We start from the raw sequence: 18909 nt of genomic DNA on the forward strand, positions 1-18909 counted from the left end.
ATGTCAATGGGATATACAAAATACCTCATGCAACGGAGCAAAACGGAACGTTCAACGAGTAAGCGTCAGACTAACCGCAGTTGCTCAATCACTTCCGCCACCTGGCGGCGCGCATCGCCGGAGAGCGTCCGCAATGGCGCAGGCAGGGACGATGCGCCCGCTAAACCCAGCAGTTCTGCCGCTGTGGCCATTACCCGCAGGCTGCCGCCGTAGCGTTTAAAGATGTCCCACAACGGTTGCAATGCGTCAGAGTGGGCGCGCGCCTGTGCAAAATCACCGGCCTGCGCCGCGCGGGTAATCGCCAGCGCCGCTTGCGGGAACAGGCCGCCCAGCACTGAATACCAGACGCCGCATCCGGCGCTAAGACCGTCAACCGCGACGGCATCGCCGCTAATACCCAGCGTGATGCTCTGTGGGATTAGCGGGCGCAGGCGCGCAGCCCGCACGGGTGCGGAAATCGGTGGAATTTTGATTGAGCCGATATTGGGCAACTGCGCAATACGAAGCAGCAGCTCGTCGCTAAAGGTAAAATGGGTAGTGCCGGGGTTATCGTACACGCAGAGCGGCACGGAGAGTTCGCGCGTCACGGCGGCAAACAGGCTGAACACTTCGTCTTCAGTCAATGCGTGGTAGGAAACGGGTGCCAGCAGCACGGCGCTAACGCCCGCTTTCTGCGCATCTTCCGCCAGCCACAGCACATCGCGCGTGCGCAAGGCGCCAATTCCGGCAATCACCGGAACCGCGCCGGAATGTTCCGTCGCCAGGCGCAGCGCATTGGCTCGCTCGGTGCGGCTGAAATAGGGGTAGCACCCCGTCGAACCCAGTGCGCCAATCGAATCGACGCCGGCGACACGCAGCCGTTCAATCAACTTCACGTAAGCCGCTTCATCCAGCCGTTCATCGCGCAGCGGCGACAGCGGAAATGCGCTCAATCCTGTGAAATCCATTCTTCCCCCTTCAGAGATCAAATCCGAGCATGGTTTTTTCAACACGACAGCCCGGCATCATACGTTGCAATCCGGCTATCAGTTCGTCGCCTGCCTCACATAATGCGTCCAGCGGCATTTCCGGCAGGCTTTCGAGGATAAACCACATCTGGCTGTCGGCAGCGCTCAGGCGGGTGCGCACACCCTGGCGCCAGTTCCAGCGGCGGCACGTTACGCCTGTGTCATCGCGCCAGATAACTTCCCCCGGCTCCGGCGACTCGTGCGCCAGCTCGCCCTCTTTCATCATGTCGAACAGCTCCGTACCGTCAGCGAGCGTCAGACGCGGCGCGCCGTGATAGGCGGCAATGTTCTCACCACCCACCGGAATAGCGTAGCGCAGGCTGATGGCATTATAGAGATCCACCACCGGGTCAATTGCAGGTACCACGCCGTCGCGCTGCACACGTTTTCGCAGCGCCTGCGCCGAACAGGGCGTACGTTTTGGCTTCGCGCCGAAGCGCTTAAACACCTCATCCCATGCCGCCAGATGCGCATCCGACCAGGTCGGGCCGCCCGCCGCGACACATTCACACGCACTCGCCAGTGCCGCTTCGCCCACGTGCGGGTTCAGTAGCGGCGCGGCATCAACATACACGCTAAGCGCGCGAAAACCAGGGGCGATGGCGGCAAGACGGGCATCGATTGACGGCTGAACGGAAAGCATCGGATAATCCTTTTTAGTGACCATTTTATTGCACAGTATCGACCGATGACCAAAAAAGTCAATAAACCGACCGACTCCGGCGCAGATGTGCATCGCGTCAGTGAAGCGGTGGCAACCCGTATTAAAGCGTTTCGTAAACAACAAAAACTCTCGCTGGATGAGCTTTCCCGCCGCGCGGGCGTCAGCAAAGGCATGCTGGTAGAGATCGAAAAATGTCTCGCCAATCCGAGCATCGCCCTGCTGTGTAAAATCGCCGCCGCGATGGGGGTTTCCGTCGCAGATATTGTCGATGTCGCCAGTAAACCGACCGCGCATCTGATAGAAAAAAAAGATATTCCCACATTGTGGCAGGGCGAAAATGGTGGCACTGCGCGGTTGCTGGCAGGCACCAGCGGGCCGGATATGCTGGAGATGTGGCGCTGGGAGATGTTCCCCGGCGAACGGTTCGCCTCGCCAGGGCACCCTTCCGGCACCGTGGAACTGCTGCACGTTGAGCACGGTACGCTGCACATTCAGGTGGGGCAAACGGCGCTCGTTGTGGGTGAAGGCTGTTCCGCCGTGGCGCAAACCGACACCGCGCACCACTACGCCAATGAAAGCAGCCAACCGGTTATTTTCACCATGACGGTAAGCGAGCGCCACTCATGAATCTGGCTCATAACGTCATTATGATTTAATGGCGTTATCATTTGTGCCGCACTGATTAAGATACCGTTCCGCCTTTGTCGGCGTTCCCCTCGTGACTTAATCAGGATTTTATGAACAACAAGCTCCACGGGCCGCTATTTCTCGCGATCCTCAGCGCGCTGATGGCCTTTACCTCCCTGTCGACGGACATTTACCTGCCCGCAATGCCCCTGATGGCAAAAGAGCTTCAGGGCGATATCGAACTGACCATCACCGGGTTTTTGGTCGGCTTCGCGCTGGCGCAGCTGGTGTGGGGGCCAATCAGCGACGCGATCGGCCGCCGCATTCCGCTGTTTATCGGTATGCTGTTGTTTATCATAGGTTCTGCCGGATGCGCGCTCTCCACTGAAATCCACCAGATGGTGTTCTGGCGCGTGTTTCAGGCTTTCGGTGCCTGCACCGGCCCGATGCTGGCGCGGGTGATGATCCGCGATCTGTTTGCCCGCACCCGCGCGGCGCAAATGCTCTCCACGTTAACCATCATTATGGCGATTGCGCCGATCGTTGGGCCGCTGGCGGGCGGACAAATTATTCAAATCACCAGCTGGCATGCCATTTTTTGGCTGCTGGCAGGGATTGGCGCGCTGATGTTTCTTTCTCTCTATTTCCTGCCGGAAACCTTACCCACCGAAAAGCGCACCAAAGCCTCGCTGCCGGGCGCGTTTCGAAACTACTTCGCACTGCTGCGTAACCGCGCGTTTATGCGTTACACGCTGTGTGTGACCTTTTTCTACGTCTCCGCCTATGCCTTTATTACCGGTTCGCCGTTTGTTTACATCCGCTATTACGGCATTGATCCGCAATATTACGGCTGGCTGTTTGCCATCAATATTGTCGGTTTAATGGGAGTGAGCTTTCTGAACCGGCGGCTGGTGCAGCGCCATCCGCTGGATAAGTTACTGAAAATTGCCGTCACGATTGCCGCGCTGGCAATGGTGACCCTGGCGCTGGCGGTGAAGTTGCAGTTCGGCGGTATTGCTGCGGTGATCATTCCGGTGTTCCTGTTTTTTTCGATGAACGGCATTATCGCTGCCACCTCAACCGCCGCCGCGCTCGACGCCGTACCCGCTATCGCCGGTTCCGCCTCGGCGCTGATTGGCTCGCTGCAATATGGCAGCGGTATTATCTCGTCGCTGCTACTGACGTGGTTTCGCGACGGAACGCCGTGGACGATGGCGTGGATCATGGCGCTGTTTACCCTTGCGAGTGCCGTAATGGCGCTACGCCGCCATTAATGAGTGTTACGCATAAGATCATGCCGTTTTATCCCCATAGTGCCGGTAATCGGTGAGGATTATGATCGCCCTGTCACTTTTTCAGGCGAAGTGGATAAGGGCGCAGAAAACCGGGTTAATGACCGGTGCCAGTCGCGGTTCAGATCGCGAACGGGCGCTGCCTGCAATAATTTCTCGCCTGCCAGCTACGCTTTAAAACGTATCCAAATACGGGAGAGCAGTATGAAAATCATCCGCAGTGCATCGGTTCCCTCTGCGCAAGGGCCGCAGGACTATTTCACCGGTCGCGTACGTATCGATGCGCCCTTTAAAGCCGACGAACCCGCACGCGTTGGCGGAGCGACGGTCACGTTTGAACCCGGCGCAAGAACCGCGTGGCACACCCATCCGCTGGGCCAAACGCTGATTATTACCCACGGTAAAGGGTGGATTCAGTGCGAAGGTGAAGCCGTTCAGGAGATGAACCAGGGCGACATCGTCTGGATCCCGGAAAACGTGAAGCACTGGCACGGCGCAACAGCCACAAACGCAATGACCCACATCGCTATTGCCGAATCACTGAACGGCAGCCCGGTTACCTGGCTTGAGCATGTTAACGACGAGCAGTATCACGGCTAATCACCCGAACACCCGCCGCTTAATGGCGTATTCGCCGCGTGACCCGGTATTACTGGCCAAACAGCGTCAGATTCCCGACCAGTAAGCGTGATAAGCGCGGCGCTATCTCTGCGCCACGCCGTGGGCGTAGCGCAGGTGCAGATCCTGCTCGAACTGTTCACGCAGCGACGCCGGAGAAAGAATGCCAATATCCGGCAACCAGTAGCGCAACCAGCGGAATAGCGTGTGCGGATCGGTGATGGCGGTGGCAAGCGTTAAGCTGCCGTCATCATGCTGTTCAACAATGCGTTGTGCCGGAAACAGTGCCCGACGGGTAACATACTCGGCGGCGTGCGCTGAGACGCGCAGCAGCGCTTCGACCCGCGAGCCAAAGCGGATACCGACGCTGTTCTCCAGCTCCTCCAGCACCTCCGCGTGGGGTGCAAAATGACGCGTCGTGCTTTTCAGGTTTTCGATTCGCGCCACTTCAAACGCTTTCAGCCGCCCATTTTCCACCGCCGCCAGATACCAGAGGCCGTACTGATTAATCAGCCGGTAGGGCTGCGCACACCGGGGTTTATCGCGATAGTGGTATTCCACTTCACAATGTCCGGTAATGGCGTGATTAAGCTGGTTAAGCAGATCTTCGATTTGCCGGTTCTCCCGGCTAGTGGGCGCGTGAAACGTAATATTGTTGCGGTGCTGCATACTGTTACGCAGTGATTGACCATCATTGCGCGGAAAAAGGTGCGCCACGCCGGTAAAATCGGCGAACTCTGCCAAATGGCCGTTATGTAAAGCAGGAAGAAGATGGACGCTGAGCTTATACCGCCCCGGCGAAACCTGATCGAGAATATGCCCAAGCCGGGCCAGATCGCGATAAGCCGTACGTTCAGTGATACCGAATTTTTCGCACAACCACGCTTTATCGATGATCTTTCCCTGATACAACGCCGCGAAGATCTCGCACAGCCGCTCAATCAACGGGTCGTGTTTTCTGTCGTGACTTTCCTTCATTGTGACGGGTTCCGGAATACAAAGTCTCAGAGGACGTTAACGGTTACGGCCTGACCCTCGCGCCACGGCCCTGCTTTCAGATAAAACCTTGTTTTTTCATAGTGGTTAACGGCAGGAATGCGAAAAACTAAAATGAAATTTCCGCCCAAAGCGCAACAATTACACAATGCCATGATTTCGCTCAGGGAAAGGTAAATGATCACGGTGACAGGGCGTGTCATTCGGGGATTTTTTGTGCGTTACCGTCGCGCCCATGGCGAAAGGTATACGCGTGACAGACGACGGTTCGATGAGCAAAGGAAGGGGCAGGGTGTAAACCCGGCGTGCAAAAAAGCGCAAAACCCGCGCCGCCAAAAAGAGGGCAGATAAGTCGCGTCACCTTTCTGCTTCGCATTGTTTTTAAAGCGAGCAGGGAAATCTGGAGTGGTGCGCAGTGATAGCTCAATGTGCGCACAAGATTATGCAGCCCGGCAGCAGGCGCCGCCGGGCGAGGGCATCAGGCACCCGCTTTATTCAGCGCGGCGATTTCATCGGTGGAGAGGTTTAACGACACGGCAGTGACAAAGCTGTCGATATGCGCCAGTTTGGTGGCGCTGGCAATCGGCGCGGTCACGCCCGGTTGCTGAATCAGCCACGCGAGCGCCACTTCGGCGGGTTTCACCTGGTGGTTTGCCGCGACATTATCCAGCGCCGCAAGAATGGCGAAACCGCGCGGGTTAAGATATTTGGCAATGCCCTGTCCGCGCTGGCTTTGGCTCAAATCTTTTTCGCTGCGGTATTTGCCGGACAAGAAACCGGACGCGAGGCTGTAATAGGTCACCACGCCAATGTTTTCCCGTATCGTTAAATCCTGCAACGCGCCTTCAAAACTGGAACGATCGTAAAGGTTGTATTCCGGTTGCAGCACCTGGTAGCGCGGCAGACCTTTAGCGTCTGCCACTTTTAGCGATTCGCTCAGTTGCTCAGCATTCAGGTTAGATGCGCCAATGGCGCGGATTTTCCCGGCTTTCAGCAGTTTTTCATACGCGCCGAGTGTTTCGTCATAGGCGGTTTCACTATCCGGCCAGTGAGAAAAGTAGAGATCGATATAGTCCGTTTTCAGGCGGCGAAGCGAATCTTCCACCGCCTGGGCAATCCAGCGCGCCGAAAGCCCTTTTTTACCCGGCTCGCCCATATCGGCGCCGACCTTGGTGAACAGCGTCACTTTGTCGCGCGCGGCAGGATGCGCCGCCAGCCAGTTGCCAATAATGGTTTCCGATTCGCCGCCTTTATTGCCCGCAGCCCAGCGCGAGTAAACATCGGCGGTGTCGATAGCGGTAAAACCGCGCTCCAGCAGCGCATCCAGCAAGCTGAAGCTCTGTTTTTCATCAACCGTCCAGCCAAAAACATTGCCGCCGAAAACCAGTGTCGGGATCTGTAACCCTGTTGTGCCCAGTGAACGTAAAGCCATGTGCTTAACCTCCGTAAGAGTGCGTAATGTTCTACGCAAAGAGGTTAATCCTGGCGCGCCGTGGCGTACATTTTTTGGTCATCCGTGCGGTTTAAAGGCCGGGTGAGTATGTAATAGCGCGGTGATTGGCCGCAGATGATCACGCAGCACGCTATGCAGATGGCGAATTGCCGGAGAAAACTGCTTGCGATGCGGGCAAATCAGGTTCAGCGGCGTGGCTTCACCGGGGTGCTGCGGCAACAACACTTCCAGCCGCCCTGCCAGCACATCGGCGCTGATATCGATCCACGATTTGTAAATAACGCCCATGCCTTCCAGCGCCCAGCGGCGGGCAACATCGGCGTCGTCGCACAGCATCCGGCTTTTGACGATCAACTGGCGGCGCATGCCGTTTTCCGGAAAGCTCCATTTGTCATACACCTGGCTGTTCATGGTGAAGAGTAAACAGTGGTGATTGACCACATCATCCAGCGTTTGCGGGCGTCCGTGTTTCGCCAGATACGCCGGTGCCGCCGCCAGTACCCGGCGGTTATCTTCGGCGATCGGCAAGGCGACATAGCTGTTGTTATCCAGCACGCCGTAACGAATGGCGATATCCACCGGATCGCGAAAGACATCGCTGATTTGATCGGAAAGCGACAGCCGCAGCGACACGTTGGGGTGCTGCTCGCAAAAGCGCGTAATCAGCGGCAGCAGAACATTACGGCCAATATCGGAAGGCACCGCCACGCGCAGTTCCCCCTGAATCTCTTTATCGCCGCTGTGCAAACTCTCCGCACCAGCGGCGACGACCGCCAGCATCTCCTGCGCGAAAGGGAGATATTTTTCCCCTTCGGCGGTAAGACGCAAACTGCGCGTTGAACGGACAAACAGGCGCTTATCCAGATCGCGCTCCAGCCGGTTTACCGCTGCGCTCACCTGGCCTGGCAACAGCCCGGCTTCGCGCGCGGCGTTTGAAAAACTTCCCAGTAGCGCTGAACGGACGAACAGCGTGACATCTTCCAGCCGAATCATGGTTTCTCCGCAGGATTACTCACAGGCGAGTGGCTTCTCTGTTTTGCCAGAAATCATCGCCCTGGCAAACTCTATTTTCACTCGCCGAGTGAAAGTGCTGCCTTTTTACACCGATTTATCTTGTGCCGCTTTGTGTTTATTCTCGTCACACTCTACGGGACGGTCCGCCCCGAATTTTTCATCTATTGCGCAGGAGAACGACAATGACACTTGATGATGCTGTAATTGCCCGCCATACCGTGAAAGCCTTTGAACCCGGCAAAACGCTGCCGCAGGACAAAATCGACACATTGCTCAACGTGCTGCGAAACAGCCCCTCTTCCGTGAACTCACAACCGTGGCACTTTGTTGTCGCCTCCACGCCGGAAGGCCGCGCTGCAATGGCGAAATCCGCCACCGCGGCGTTCGTCTATAACGAGCCGAAAATCGTCAATGCTTCTCACGTTATTGCCTTGTGCATACGCAGCGATCTTGATGAGCAGCACCTGCAAAATGTGCTGGAACAAGAGCAGAAAGATGGTCGTTTTAAAGACGAAGCGGCAAAAGCGGGCCAGGATAAGGGCCGCCGTTCATACGTGGCTATGCACCGTTATGAGCAGCGCGATTTACCGCAGTGGATGGAAAAACAGGTTTATCTGGCGCTGGGCGGCCTGCTGCTGGGTGCGGCAATGCTGGGTATTGATGCCACGCCGATGGAAGGTTTCGACCAGCGCGAACTGGATCTCGCCCTCGGCCTGCGTGAAAAAGGGCTGACCAGCGTGGTGCTGGTGTCGCTCGGTGTGCGTAGCGAGAACGATTTCAACGCCGCGCTGCCAAAATCGCGCCTGCCGCGCGACGAGATTTTCACCTTTATTTAAGCACCTGCGCTGCGGTATGCCTCTCCCCGCCGGGAGAGGCATGGCACGTCTCACCAGTGTTCACGAAAAGCGACAGGTTAAATCGTCGCTTTTTCTGCATTCAGGCCCGGCACGAGGATCACTTTGCGGCAATCCTCTGCATGTTTATCAAAAATGTCATAGCCGCGCGCCGCCTCTTCCAGTGGCAGGTGGTGCGTGACGATCTCTTCCGGTTTCAAATGCCCGGACTCAATCAGCGGTAACAAATCCGGCAAATACGCATGCACATGCGTCTGACCCATTTTGAAGGTCAGCCCCTTGTCAAAGGCATCGCCAAACATGAAAGCGTGGATAAAACCGGCGTACACCCCAGGCACGCTGACAATTCCGCCGCGGCGCGTAGCGGCGATCGCTTGCCGGAGCACTTTCCCGCTACTGCCTTCGATTTTCAGCGTGCTGAGCACCGTTTCGGTGGTGCTGCCTTTCGCTTCAAATCCCACGGCATCGATCACGGCGTCCACGCCTCGGTGACCGGCGGTGTTTTCAATTATCCACGCCGCGGGGTCGTCATTTTTATCGAAGTTAATGGGGATTACGCCATAACGATCGCGGGCGAAAGCCAGCCGGTAATCGCTGTCATCAATCATAAAGATCTGCTCCGCTCCCTCCAGACGCGCGCAAGCCGCCGTAAGTAAACCGACCGGTCCGGCGCCATAAATTGCCACGCTGGAGCCGGGTTTCACTTCGGCGTTTTTCACCGCTTGCCAGGCCGTGGGCAGGATATCGGAGAGAAACAGCACTTTTTCATCGGTGAGGGTGTCCGGGACTTTAAACGGCCCGGTATTGGCTTTCGGCACGCGCACATATTCGGCCTGGCCGCCGGGAATACCGCCGTACAAATCGCTGTAACCAAAGAGCGCCGCAGGTGGCGTGATGCCTTTGCGGTTCAGCGCCGCGCCTTTGCCGGAATTGGTTTGTTCACAGGCAGAGTACTGATGAAGTTTGCAAAAGAAACACTCCCCACAAGCAATGACAAACGGGATCACTACCCGGTCGCCTTTACTGACAGCATGAACACCCGATCCGGTTTCCACCACTTCGCCCATAAATTCATGACCGAAAATATCCCCGTGATTAGTGCCCGGTATTTTCCCGTGATAAAGATGCAGGTCGGAGCCGCAAATCGCTGTTGCGGTAACGCGAAGAATAATATCGTCTGAAGATTCAATAATCGGGTCGGGGCGATTATCAACGCTAACTTTATGTGCGCCGTGATACGTCAGTGCTCTCATATATCCTGTTCCTTATAAGGTTCAGACAGAACTGATAAGCATAGAACAGACCAGAGCAGAGAAATAAAATAGGCAGTAATTCTTAATGTCAGCGAAACGGTTATTTTGGGTCACAAAAACATTGCCTGTGAAATTACCGTTTCGCTTGTTCAAAAAATAAAAAGTGAATTATTAGCAACAGCGGGAATATTATTTCCGGCGGGTTGCGTAACGCCCACCAGAAATAATAGCGCCATTGCCTGATTTGCTATTTAAACCAAATGACACGCCACATGATGCCCCGGCTCCACTTCACGCAGCGCCGGGATTTCAGCTCGGCATTGGGCGGTTGCCAGCGGGCAGCGCGACGAGAAACGGCAGCCGGAGGGCGGGCGCGACGGATCGGGAATTTCCCCCTGCACCACAGCGACGGGTTCGCTATTCGGGTCGAGCGTTGGCACCGCCGCCAGCAGCGCCTGGGTGTAAGGATGCAGCGGCCGGTTAAACAGCGTATCGCGACTGGCGGTTTCCACCAGTTGCCCGAGGTACATCACCGCGACGTCATCGCACAGGTGCTCCACCACACCCAAATCATGGGAGATAAACAGGAACGTCACGCCGCGATCGTCGCGCAGGTCGGCAAAGAGATTAATGATTTGCGCCTGAATGGAGACATCCAGCGCCGAAATCGGCTCATCGGCGATGATGAAATCCGGGTTGAGGATCAGCGCGCGGGCAATACCGATACGCTGACGCTGCCCGCCGGAAAACTCATGCGGAAAACGGTTGTAGTGCTGCGGCGCCAGCCCGCAAATTTTCATTACTTCCAGCACTTTTTCGCGCAGTTCCGCCCGGCTGCACAGCTTATGTTCGAGCATCGCTTCACCAATCGCATCGCCCACGCGAATACGCGGGTTCAGCGAACTGTACGGGTCCTGAAACACCAGCTGGATTTTCGGGCGCAGCGCACGCATCTGCTTCGCACTCAGGTCTTGCAACTCCTGACCACGATACTTCACGCTGCCTGCGGTTTTGTCGTACAGCCCAAGCAAGGTGCGGCCAACGGTGGTTTTACCGCTGCCGGACTCGCCCACCAGCCCGAAAATCGTCCCCAGGCGGATCTTAAAACTGACGCCATCTACGGCGCGTAACTCCCCGGTTTGCTGGCCAAACAGCCCGTCGCGCAGCGGGAAATGTTTTTTCAGCCCTTCCACTTCAATGACATATTGCTGGCTCATGCGGTTGGCTCCACGAGCGTACTATGAATACACGCGGCTTGACGCACCTGGCCGATAAGCGGCGGAATGCCCGCCCGGCACGCGTCGGTTGCCCGTTCGCAGCGCTCGTAAAAAGCGCAGTATGGCGGCAGCGCGGCGAGATCCGGCACCTGGCCGGGAATGGAGTAAAGCCGACGCCTGCGCTCGCCCGGAATGGGACGGGCAGCAATCAGCCCTTTGGTGTACGGATGCAGCGGGTTACGCAGCACATCGGCCGTCGGGCCTTGTTCAACAATGCGCCCGGCGTACATCACCACTACATGCTCGGCCATCTGCGCAATCACGCCCAAATCATGGGTGATCAGCATCAGCGCCATCTCATGCGCCCGCGCCTGGTCGCGCAGCAGCCGCAAGATTTGCGCCTGCACGGTAACATCCAGTGCCGTAGTCGGTTCGTCGGCGATCAACAGCTTCGGCTGGCAACTCAGCGCCATGGCAATCATGATGCGTTGCAACATGCCGCCGGAGAGCTGATGTGGGTAGCTGCTCATCAGGCTTTCCGCCCGCGCCAGACCCACATCGGTTATCAACCGGGTGGCATGCGCCCATGCCGCTTTTGGCGTTTCACCGCGATGGCGAATCAACGGTTCGCAAAGCTGCTCGCCGATGGTCAGCACCGGGTTAAGCGCCGTCATCGGCTCCTGGAAAATCATCGCTAATTGGTTGCCGCGCAGATCCGCCATTTTTGACGGCTTCAGGCGCAGCAAATCTTGCCCCTGAAAGAGGATTTGCCCGCCGTCAATGCGTGCCGCCTGCGGCGGCAGCAAGCCCATCAGCGACATGGCGGTGACGCTTTTACCGCAGCCGGATTCGCCCACCACGCCGATAGTCTGCCCGGCGTTGATGGTAAAAGAGACATCCTGCACAGCGCGCACGCGCCCCTGTTCACTCGCAAAAGAGAGAGACAATTGATTAAAGGTGACCAGCGCTTCGCTCATTTCACGCTCCGTTTCATCTTCGGATCCAGCGCATCGCGCAGGCCGTCACCCAACACGTTAATCGCAATCACGGTAATAAAAATGGCGATACCCGGCGGCATCCACAGCCACGGGCGGCGCTGAAAATCGATCAGGCTGTTGGCGGCATCCATCATGTTGCCCCACGATGGCGTGGGCGGCACCACGCCAAGCCCGAGGTAGCTCAGCGCGGACTCCATCAGAATGGCGTTCGCCACCGCCATTGTCGCCATCACCACCAGAATCGGGATGGTATTCGGCAACAAGTGGCCAAACAGACGGCGACGCGACGACAAGCCCAGCACCTGCGTCGCCAGCATAAAATCGCGCTCGCGAAGCGAAAGAATTTGCCCGCGCACCAGCCGCGCCAGCTTCGGCCACTCCAGCAAACTGAGCATGATCACCACCATATAGATGCGTGATTCAGCGGAGAAATCGAGTTCCGACAGCATCGCCCCGGCGACAATCAGCAGCGGTAAGCTCGGGATGGTCATTACCAGATCCGCCAGCCGCATAATCAGTTTGTCCGTCCAGCCGCCCGCGTAGCCCGAAACCGCGCCCAGCAGATAGCCGAGCGCCACGGAGAGCAGCATGGTCAGCAGGCCGATAATCAACGAAATGCGCCCGGCCAGCAGCAGACGGGTATAGACATCGCGGCCGAGAAAATCGGTGCCCAGCCAGTGCGCGGCACCGGGCGGTTTGTTGATCATCAGCGCGTCGGTGGCGTCGTTTTGCCACGGTGACCAGAGCGGCCCAATGACACACCAGACCGTCATCACCACCAGCAAAAAAAGGCATAACATGGCTAAATGGTTATGGCGTAGCGCTTTCCACGCTTGCCGCCACGGTGAAGGCGTGGCCTGCGCCAGCGCCGGGATTTCCGCTTTACGAAGGCGGCGATGGGTTGAAAAAAGCGAACCGAACATCACGACCTCACCCGAATACGTGGATCAGCCCACGCGTAAAGCACATCGGCAATCAGGTTACCGAGAATGGTTAACACCGCCAGGAACAGGGTAAAGCCCATCAGCACCGGGTAATCGCGCGCCGCCAGCGAATCGATATGAATATGCCCCGCGCCCGGCCAGTTAAACACTTTTTCGGTGATGATCGCGCCAGAAAACAGCCCCGGAAGCTCAAACCCAAGCAGGGTGATAATCGGCAGTAGCGCATTGCGCAGCGCGTGTTTAAAAATCACCGTCCGTTCGCGCAGCCCTTTGGCACGCGCGGTGCGGATAAAATCCATCTTCACCACATCCAGCATACTGGCGCGGAAATAGCGCGTCAGGCTGCCCGCCTGCAACATCACCAGCGCCAGCACCGGCAGCACCAGGTGCGCCGCCACCTGCATCACCCACGCCCAGCCGCCTTCGTCGCTGCCGGTGTTGGTCATGCCGCCGACCGGCAGCCAGTGCAGATCCACCGCGAACCACTTAATCAGCAACAGGCAGAGGAAAAAGGTGGGAAAGGACATGGCGGCGAACACCACCACGCTCACCAGGTGATCGAACAACGAGTTGGGTTTCAGCGCCGACGCGATGCCCACCGCCAGACCGATACCCCAGTAAAACACCAGCGCCACGCTTGCCAGCAGGAACGAGTTCCAGATGTATTGGTTCAGTAACTGGCTCACCGGGATTTGGTATTGCAACGAGAAGCCTAAATCACCGCGTAACAACTGGCCGAGCCAGTGCAAATAGCGGGTGAACAGCGGTTGATCGAGGCCGTAAATGGCTTTCAGTTCAGCGGCGCGGGCGGCGGTCAGCGTGACGTTGCCGTCGATAAAGTCGCCCGGCGTTTTGGCGAACAGCATAAAGATAATCAGCGAAGCGAGCAGCAGCATGGGTACGGTTTGCAGCAGCCGCCTCAGGATAAAATTTCGCATAGCGCTCTCATGGCAACTGCCGGGAAACCCCGGCAGTTGTGATGGTGTTACTTAACGATTTTCACATCCGGCAGGCTGCCGGTCAGGCCGTTGTAGATATCCGGTTTAAAACCGGTGACGCGGGCGCTGCTGGCCGACAAAATCTCACGGTAGCCCAGCAGGATCACCGGCGGATCGTCCGCCAGCACTTTATACAGCTGGTGGTAAATCGGTTTACGTTTTTCCACATCCAGCACCGCGTTACCGTCGTTAATCAGCTTATCGACCTGCGGATTGTTATAGCCGGACTCTTTCGCTTCCGTACTGTAGTAATCCCACACGCCATCATGCGGATCGTTTAACGTGCTGGTGCTAAAGGAGGCGAGGTCATAATTGCCGGCTTTACGCTGCGCCATCAGGGCGTTGAAATCGACAACCTGCGGTTTCAGCAGTACGCCAATCTGTTGCCAGTTCTCTTTGGCAATCGGGATCAGCGCGTCATTCAGCACTTTCTTGCTCACCAGCAGCGTCAGCTCCAGCCGTTTGCCGTCTTTGACGCGGATGCCGTCCGGCCCTGGTTTCCAGCCCGCTTCATCCAGCAGTTTTTTGGCTTGCGCCGGGTCGAATTTGTACGGGTTAACCCCGTCAGGGTTATAGGCCCAGGAGATCGGCGCAATCGGCTCAATCGCCACTTTGCCGTAACCCTGATACACCACATCAATCAGCTTCTGGCGGTCAAGGCCGTAAATCAGCGCCTGGCGCACTTTCACATCCTGCAAAGCCGGACGACGCACGTTGAATTCCACTTTGCTGTAATCGCTGGAACCGTACAGGTTGATATTGGCGAAACCGAGCATTTTCAGTTGCTCAATATCATCCGGGCGCGAGGTGAACGCGTCATAGTCCGTCTCACCGGTCTGGAACAGCTGGAAGTTGGTGGACGGGTTGGTCACGCGGTAGATAAAGCGCGGCGTTGGCGGTGTGCCACGGTAGAAATGGGTATTGGCGTGGAAACGAATCTCCTGGCCTGGAATGTATTTCTCATAGACATACGGCCCGTTACCCAGCGGTTTGCCGTGCAGCGTGCGCAGGTAATCCAGGTTGCCACGCTGATAATCTTTGCCGTAATAGGCTTTGGACAGCACCGGGCCGCCGATTTTCGCCAGCGTCGTCGCACCCGGCTGGGTGGTAGTGACTTGCAGCGTTAACGGATCGATCACTTTCAGGCCGCTGACGCTGTCCGCTTTCCCGGCTTTGTACTCCGCGCCACCGGCAATGTTGGCGAGGGTGATATCCGTGTCGCCATCATATTTCGGGTCGTAAAGCACCGTCAGGGTAAACGCCACATCTTCAGCAGTCAGCGGCGAGCCGTCGCTGAAGGTCAGGTTCGGGCGCAGCTTAATGGTGTAGACCTTGTTGTCCGGACTAACTGTCCAGCTTTCGGCCAGGCCAGGCACCAGTTTGCCGTGGCTGTCCCAGTCGATCAGACGCGAAAAGATGACATTGGTGACGTTTTCATCCCAGCCATTGACGAAGAAGTACGGGTTAAAAATTCCCTGCGGTTCCGAAATACCGGCGACCACCGTGTCTTTGCGCAGCTTCGCCGCCGCCGGGATTTGGCTGGCGTCTGTCGCCGGTGTGATGCCCTCTTTTAAGATCTCATCAGCGAACGAGGCAGAAGAGAACGCCACCACACTGCTGAGTAACGCGATTTTCAGCGCGAGGGTGAAGCGTGTGGGTTTGGTTTTGAAGCTATTCACGAAGCTGGCCAAAATTGCTCCCTCATCAAATGATTGCGTGGAATTTACAAATAATGACGAACGATAAGAGCCGCACCGCACCCTGTCTAACAACGAAAACGTATGGCTTATAGCTAAACGTCCTTAGCAAACTTATGGCTAACGATTGGCAAAATTCAGCTAAATGGCTGATAACCTGCACGGCGCGGGCGATGTAAGAGCGTGCCTTAAGCCGTTCCCGGCAGCGGTTTTTTTTTCTGCTTGAGCTAAACCTCGGGGAAACAGCACATTGTGTACGGGGTTTCGCTTAGGGGCCTTGCCACTGTAGCGCTGCCCGCAATTCAGGCGGAACCAGCGAGAATATAGACTTAATAGAATTGAGATGCTGATGATAATTCGGAGAAATATCTGCGTTGCAGTTTACAACATAATACCTCGCCTGGTGATTTTAAAACCAAATGTCATGCTCAACAACGTCGGGTATTAGCAGTGTCGGTATGAGATTATGCAGTAATTCCGCCTCAAAAAAACAGGATGTGTCCTATGGTTTTATTTCTGCACCCTGCGACTGCATATTTCTGATATAGGGTAAAGCCAGCGATAGCATTTCAATATAGATTTCATTCTTCTTCATAGGCAAGGCCATTACATTTATTTAAATATTAAATAAAAGGGAGGATGTTTTTTATATTTTCTGGCAGAAGGTCATATTTCATCGGCACTATTGGGCGTGCAACCAATATATACGCATTCTCTTTAAAATCATAACTCAACAATCCTTTACGCGACATGGCAATAAATGAGGCCAGATAACGCTGGCGCTGCTCCTCATTATCAAACTCCTCCAGATTTTCCTCAATCAACTCAATATCTGACATCGGTTGCAGCGAAGCAAAATAGTCGAAAACCAATTCATAGTTGGCAACAGAGCCACTAAATTCAACCGGAACGGGGCCAACGCCAGCAGTGGTGAAATGGGCGAGTGAACCATCCGGCGCAACGCCAAACCAATCCAGATCGCATTCCAGGAGTGATTCATCCATCGGGATAGTACCGTCGCCGCTCATTTTAGTGGCCCGCGAACATGGCTGGAAACCAGGTATGGATCGTACCGAACTCAGGCACCCAATCACTGTTTAAACTGTTCATCACTTATCCTTTCTCCTGGAGTACCGCCAGTAACGGCGCAGTATCATCTAAAGAAATCAATGACTCATATACAGATTCGGCGTACTCGCCAGCATGCAAAAGCAGTATTGCGGATACTACCCGGGCGCGGCTAAATGAGATGATAGAATCAGTCTCGCCGTTTTCTTGCTTAATGAAATAGTCGTTATCCAGCGCCTCGCCGCGCTTTCTGCAGAACGCCAACTCATGTTTAGTCAGGGTACCGTTGCGTTGCAACCCTGAGAACGCTTCACCCACATCGGCATCCTTCCAGCCCGAAACGCGTAAGGCATACTGACAGGCAGCGATGGCAAGCTGTATGTTCTCTCTCGCTTGCAACTGATCCATCTTTTGCGCCAATACGACCGAAATGGTCTTCAGTCTGTTCATCTTCCGCTCCCCACTTTCATTACGCGTTTTTACGATGTTCTGATCGATTATCGGCAGTAACAAGCACAGAGAGAGAATTGTTTGTAGTAAAAATGCGATTTACCTTAAAGCGGTTTTTTATTTAACTTAAGGACGAAAATTACAAGCGGGAAATAAAAAAGCCCCCACCCGGAGGCTTTCAAAATGGTGACTAGCGTTTACTGATATCGGGAATAATTAAATCCCCGCGCACCCGGTAAGCACCCAGCACGCTCTGCGTTTTTTCATTCAGCCAGGCGACAATACGCGCAGCCATCGCGTCCATCGAATATTCGATAGCCGGAATGGTAGGAATGCCCGGCAAATGCAGTGAACCGGCGAGGCTGAAGACCATAATGTCGCCCGGCACCGATTTATTAAACGCCTGTAATTGCGGGATCACACGCTGGGCTTCCTGCTCGTCTGCCACCAGTAACGCGTTAAAATTCAGCGTTGTGGCATTATTCAGCAGCACCTGCAACGCAACAGAAGAAGTGGTGTCATCCATAAACACCAGGTTGCGGTTAAACGGCAGGAAATTGTTTTCCAGCGCCAGCTTATAGCCGTGCAGCACTTGATCGGCGGCGGCGGTGCGCGGGTGGATCAGCGCAATCTGACGACGGCCCTGGCTTATCAGATAGTTACAGGCGGTTTCAGCGGCAAAGGCGTGATCGAATTGAATGCTGTTGGGCGTGGCGTCGGCAGATTCCACGCAATCCACCAGAATGACGTTTTCATCGTCAATTTTGAGCGGGAAACGCGCGCCGATAATCAGCACATCGTCGCACAACCCGCAGGTCAGCTCATCCAGCGCGCTCATCACTTCCGCTTTGGTATTGGCGAAGCGCAGCAGCAGATGTTTCTGGCTCTGGCTTAAATGTTTTTCCAGCGCGTAGAGGTAGCCAGTGGTTTGGTTGATGTTGTCCTGGGCGCAGATAACACCGATGCAGCCTGTCGACTGGCTGAGCAATGACTGCGCGATAACATTGGGCCGATAATTCAGCTCTTCGACCGCTTTCAGTACCGCGAGGCGGCTGGCTTCCTTAACGCCGCGCGAACCACTCAACACCCGTGAGACTGTGGCTTTCGACACCCCAGCTAAACGTGATACATCGTTGATTGTAGACATCTTTCTCCCCTGACAGGCGCACATCGCGCCCGCAAAATCTAAATACTTCAACGGCTAATATATAACCGCACGCAGTATAGCGGTTTCGCTTTTTGATGGAAACCGATTTTCCGTTTTGCGCTTTTTGTTCTCAACAGAGTGCCAAATTCCGTGACGCAAATCCAATTACGGCATCAGATAATTCACAGACATTGACAGCTATCACACTTCTGCGGCGAACAAATGGAAACCGGTTTCCATATGATATCCAATCGACCCCGCAATAACTTTTTACACTTCGAGGATGGTTAACGATGTTCAGGATTATGTTGTGCTGTTCAGCCGGTATGTCCACCAGCTTACTGGTGAGGAAAATGCTGGAAGCCGCGAAGGAACGCGATATACCGGTAGAGATCGATGCGTATGGCGTCGCGGAGTTCGACACGCAATTTCCGCGTTACCAGGTCGTGCTTCTCGGACCGCAAGTCAAATACATGTTAAACACGCTGTCAGAAAAGGCCGCCGCTCAGGGTATTCCGGTGCAACCCATCAACCCGATGGATTACGGAATGCAACGTGGCAATGAGGTACTGGACTTTGCATTGTCGCTCATAGAAGCGGCGCATTAAAAAG

The 18909-nt window shown here is 55.6% G+C and carries 19 protein-coding genes; 5 read left to right on the forward strand and 14 right to left on the reverse strand.

Annotated elements, in window-relative coordinates; translation table 11 throughout:
• Positions 1-65: 65 nt before the first annotated feature.
• Together IP581_RS22795 and IP581_RS22800 are read right to left on the reverse strand one after the other, a co-directional pair.
• The gene (locus IP581_RS22795) at positions 66-947 is read right to left on the reverse strand and encodes a dihydrodipicolinate synthase family protein (protein ID WP_193821438.1); all 882 of its coding nucleotides are present in this window, start codon (positions 945-947) and stop codon (positions 66-68) included.
• Between the two features lie 10 nt (positions 948-957).
• Positions 958-1650: a B3/B4 domain-containing protein gene (locus IP581_RS22800; RefSeq protein WP_097399790.1), complete on the reverse strand. Its 693-nt coding sequence runs from the start codon at positions 1648-1650 to the stop codon at positions 958-960.
• Between the two features lie 45 nt (positions 1651-1695).
• Here IP581_RS22800 and IP581_RS22805 point away from each other — a divergent pair, with 45 nt between their 5' ends.
• The 3 genes from IP581_RS22805 (at position 1696) to IP581_RS22815 (ending at position 4190) form a co-directional block, all read left to right on the forward strand.
• The gene (locus IP581_RS22805; RefSeq protein ID WP_193821439.1) at positions 1696-2298 is read left to right on the forward strand and encodes an XRE family transcriptional regulator; all 603 of its coding nucleotides are present in this window, start codon (positions 1696-1698) and stop codon (positions 2296-2298) included.
• Between the two features lie 110 nt (positions 2299-2408).
• Positions 2409-3572: a multidrug effflux MFS transporter gene (locus IP581_RS22810; protein WP_193821440.1), complete on the forward strand. Its 1164-nt coding sequence runs from the start codon at positions 2409-2411 to the stop codon at positions 3570-3572.
• A 222-nt stretch (positions 3573-3794) separates the two neighbouring features.
• On the forward strand, positions 3795-4190 hold the full coding sequence (locus IP581_RS22815) for a (R)-mandelonitrile lyase (protein WP_097399787.1): 396 nt from the start codon (positions 3795-3797) through the stop codon (positions 4188-4190).
• A 102-nt stretch (positions 4191-4292) separates the two neighbouring features.
• Here the strand turns inward: IP581_RS22815 and IP581_RS22820 are convergent, their stop codons facing one another.
• The 3 genes from IP581_RS22820 to IP581_RS22830 all read right to left on the reverse strand — a co-directional run bounded on the left by IP581_RS22820 (position 4293) and on the right by IP581_RS22830 (position 7650).
• Positions 4293-5186, reverse strand: a complete 894-nt coding sequence (locus IP581_RS22820; protein ID WP_086872335.1) for a WYL domain-containing protein — start codon at positions 5184-5186, stop codon at positions 4293-4295.
• Between the two features lie 496 nt (positions 5187-5682).
• Positions 5683-6636 carry an aldo/keto reductase gene (locus IP581_RS22825; protein ID WP_193821441.1) on the reverse strand — a complete coding sequence of 318 codons (954 nt, stop codon included), beginning with the start codon at positions 6634-6636 and terminating at the stop codon, positions 5683-5685.
• A gap of 78 nt (positions 6637-6714) precedes the next feature.
• Positions 6715-7650, reverse strand: a complete 936-nt coding sequence (locus IP581_RS22830; RefSeq protein ID WP_097399784.1) for a LysR family transcriptional regulator — start codon at positions 7648-7650, stop codon at positions 6715-6717.
• A gap of 203 nt (positions 7651-7853) precedes the next feature.
• Here IP581_RS22830 and nfsB point away from each other — a divergent pair, with 203 nt between their 5' ends.
• Positions 7854-8507 carry an oxygen-insensitive NAD(P)H nitroreductase gene (gene nfsB, locus IP581_RS22835; RefSeq protein WP_097399783.1) on the forward strand — a complete coding sequence of 218 codons (654 nt, stop codon included), beginning with the start codon at positions 7854-7856 and terminating at the stop codon, positions 8505-8507.
• A gap of 77 nt (positions 8508-8584) precedes the next feature.
• Here the strand turns inward: nfsB and IP581_RS22840 are convergent, their stop codons facing one another.
• From IP581_RS22840 to IP581_RS22880, 9 genes are all read right to left on the reverse strand, one after another.
• Positions 8585-9778, reverse strand: coding sequence for a zinc-dependent alcohol dehydrogenase (locus IP581_RS22840; RefSeq protein ID WP_193821442.1), 1194 nt, complete (start codon positions 9776-9778; stop codon positions 8585-8587).
• 251 nt (positions 9779-10029) lie between these two features.
• Positions 10030-10995, reverse strand: a complete 966-nt coding sequence (locus tag IP581_RS22845) for an ABC transporter ATP-binding protein (RefSeq protein ID WP_193821443.1) — start codon at positions 10993-10995, stop codon at positions 10030-10032.
• Entirely contained in the window at positions 10992-11972 is a 981-nt protein-coding gene (locus IP581_RS22850) for an ABC transporter ATP-binding protein (protein ID WP_193821444.1), read from the reverse strand. Before IP581_RS22850 ends, IP581_RS22845 begins: the two co-directional genes overlap by 4 nt.
• Positions 11969-12916: an oligopeptide ABC transporter permease gene (gene opp4C / locus IP581_RS22855; protein WP_193821445.1), complete on the reverse strand. Its 948-nt coding sequence runs from the start codon at positions 12914-12916 to the stop codon at positions 11969-11971. Before opp4C ends, IP581_RS22850 begins: the two co-directional genes overlap by 4 nt.
• Positions 12916-13875, reverse strand: coding sequence for an ABC transporter permease (locus IP581_RS22860; protein WP_097399778.1), 960 nt, complete (start codon positions 13873-13875; stop codon positions 12916-12918). The genes opp4C and IP581_RS22860 overlap by 1 nt, the downstream gene beginning before the upstream one ends.
• 47 nt (positions 13876-13922) lie before the next feature.
• Positions 13923-15626, reverse strand: a complete 1704-nt coding sequence (locus tag IP581_RS22865) for an ABC transporter substrate-binding protein (RefSeq protein ID WP_097399777.1) — start codon at positions 15624-15626, stop codon at positions 13923-13925.
• Between the two features lie 629 nt (positions 15627-16255).
• A complete protein-coding gene (locus tag IP581_RS22870; protein ID WP_193821446.1) occupies positions 16256-16636 on the reverse strand; it encodes a hypothetical protein in 381 nt (126 codons plus the stop codon).
• Positions 16637-16745: 109 nt separating this feature from the next.
• The gene (locus IP581_RS22875; protein ID WP_193821447.1) at positions 16746-17150 is read right to left on the reverse strand and encodes a hypothetical protein; all 405 of its coding nucleotides are present in this window, start codon (positions 17148-17150) and stop codon (positions 16746-16748) included.
• A 190-nt stretch (positions 17151-17340) separates the two neighbouring features.
• Entirely contained in the window at positions 17341-18297 is a 957-nt protein-coding gene (locus tag IP581_RS22880) for a LacI family DNA-binding transcriptional regulator (protein WP_086872311.1), read from the reverse strand.
• 293 nt (positions 18298-18590) lie between these two features.
• Between IP581_RS22880 and IP581_RS22885 the strand changes: the two genes are divergently transcribed.
• Entirely contained in the window at positions 18591-18905 is a 315-nt protein-coding gene (locus tag IP581_RS22885; protein WP_086872309.1) for a PTS sugar transporter subunit IIB, read from the forward strand.
• Positions 18906-18909 lie beyond the last annotated feature (4 nt).

The organism is Kosakonia pseudosacchari (assembly GCF_015167415.1).
In the GTDB taxonomy this organism is placed as follows: domain Bacteria; phylum Pseudomonadota; class Gammaproteobacteria; order Enterobacterales; family Enterobacteriaceae; genus Kosakonia; species Kosakonia pseudosacchari.

Bases quoted from the DNA above. Each gene is read 5' to 3' on its own strand.
- nfsB (WP_097399783.1), top strand. From the start codon at position 7,854: ATGACACTTGATGATGCTGTAATTGCCCGCCATACCGTGAAAGCCTTT.
- IP581_RS22820 (WP_086872335.1), bottom strand. From the start codon at position 5,186: ATGAAGGAAAGTCACGACAGAAAACACGACCCGTTGATTGAGCGGCTG.
- IP581_RS22800 (WP_097399790.1), bottom strand. From the start codon at position 1,650: ATGCTTTCCGTTCAGCCGTCAATCGATGCCCGTCTTGCCGCCATCGCC.
- IP581_RS22885 (WP_086872309.1), top strand. From the start codon at position 18,591: ATGTTCAGGATTATGTTGTGCTGTTCAGCCGGTATGTCCACCAGCTTA.
- IP581_RS22875 (WP_193821447.1), bottom strand. From the start codon at position 17,150: ATGAACAGACTGAAGACCATTTCGGTCGTATTGGCGCAAAAGATGGAT.
- IP581_RS22815 (WP_097399787.1), top strand. From the start codon at position 3,795: ATGAAAATCATCCGCAGTGCATCGGTTCCCTCTGCGCAAGGGCCGCAG.
- IP581_RS22860 (WP_097399778.1), bottom strand. From the start codon at position 13,875: ATGCGAAATTTTATCCTGAGGCGGCTGCTGCAAACCGTACCCATGCTG.
- IP581_RS22810 (WP_193821440.1), top strand. From the start codon at position 2,409: ATGAACAACAAGCTCCACGGGCCGCTATTTCTCGCGATCCTCAGCGCG.
- IP581_RS22795 (WP_193821438.1), bottom strand. From the start codon at position 947: ATGGATTTCACAGGATTGAGCGCATTTCCGCTGTCGCCGCTGCGCGAT.
- IP581_RS22850 (WP_193821444.1), bottom strand. From the start codon at position 11,972: ATGAGCGAAGCGCTGGTCACCTTTAATCAATTGTCTCTCTCTTTTGCG.
- IP581_RS22805 (WP_193821439.1), top strand. From the start codon at position 1,696: ATGACCAAAAAAGTCAATAAACCGACCGACTCCGGCGCAGATGTGCAT.
- IP581_RS22870 (WP_193821446.1), bottom strand. From the start codon at position 16,636: ATGGATGAATCACTCCTGGAATGCGATCTGGATTGGTTTGGCGTTGCG.
- opp4C (WP_193821445.1), bottom strand. From the start codon at position 12,916: ATGTTCGGTTCGCTTTTTTCAACCCATCGCCGCCTTCGTAAAGCGGAA.
- IP581_RS22825 (WP_193821441.1), bottom strand. From the start codon at position 6,636: ATGGCTTTACGTTCACTGGGCACAACAGGGTTACAGATCCCGACACTG.
- IP581_RS22845 (WP_193821443.1), bottom strand. From the start codon at position 10,995: ATGAGCCAGCAATATGTCATTGAAGTGGAAGGGCTGAAAAAACATTTC.
- IP581_RS22830 (WP_097399784.1), bottom strand. From the start codon at position 7,650: ATGATTCGGCTGGAAGATGTCACGCTGTTCGTCCGTTCAGCGCTACTG.
- IP581_RS22880 (WP_086872311.1), bottom strand. From the start codon at position 18,297: ATGTCTACAATCAACGATGTATCACGTTTAGCTGGGGTGTCGAAAGCC.
- IP581_RS22840 (WP_193821442.1), bottom strand. From the start codon at position 9,778: ATGAGAGCACTGACGTATCACGGCGCACATAAAGTTAGCGTTGATAAT.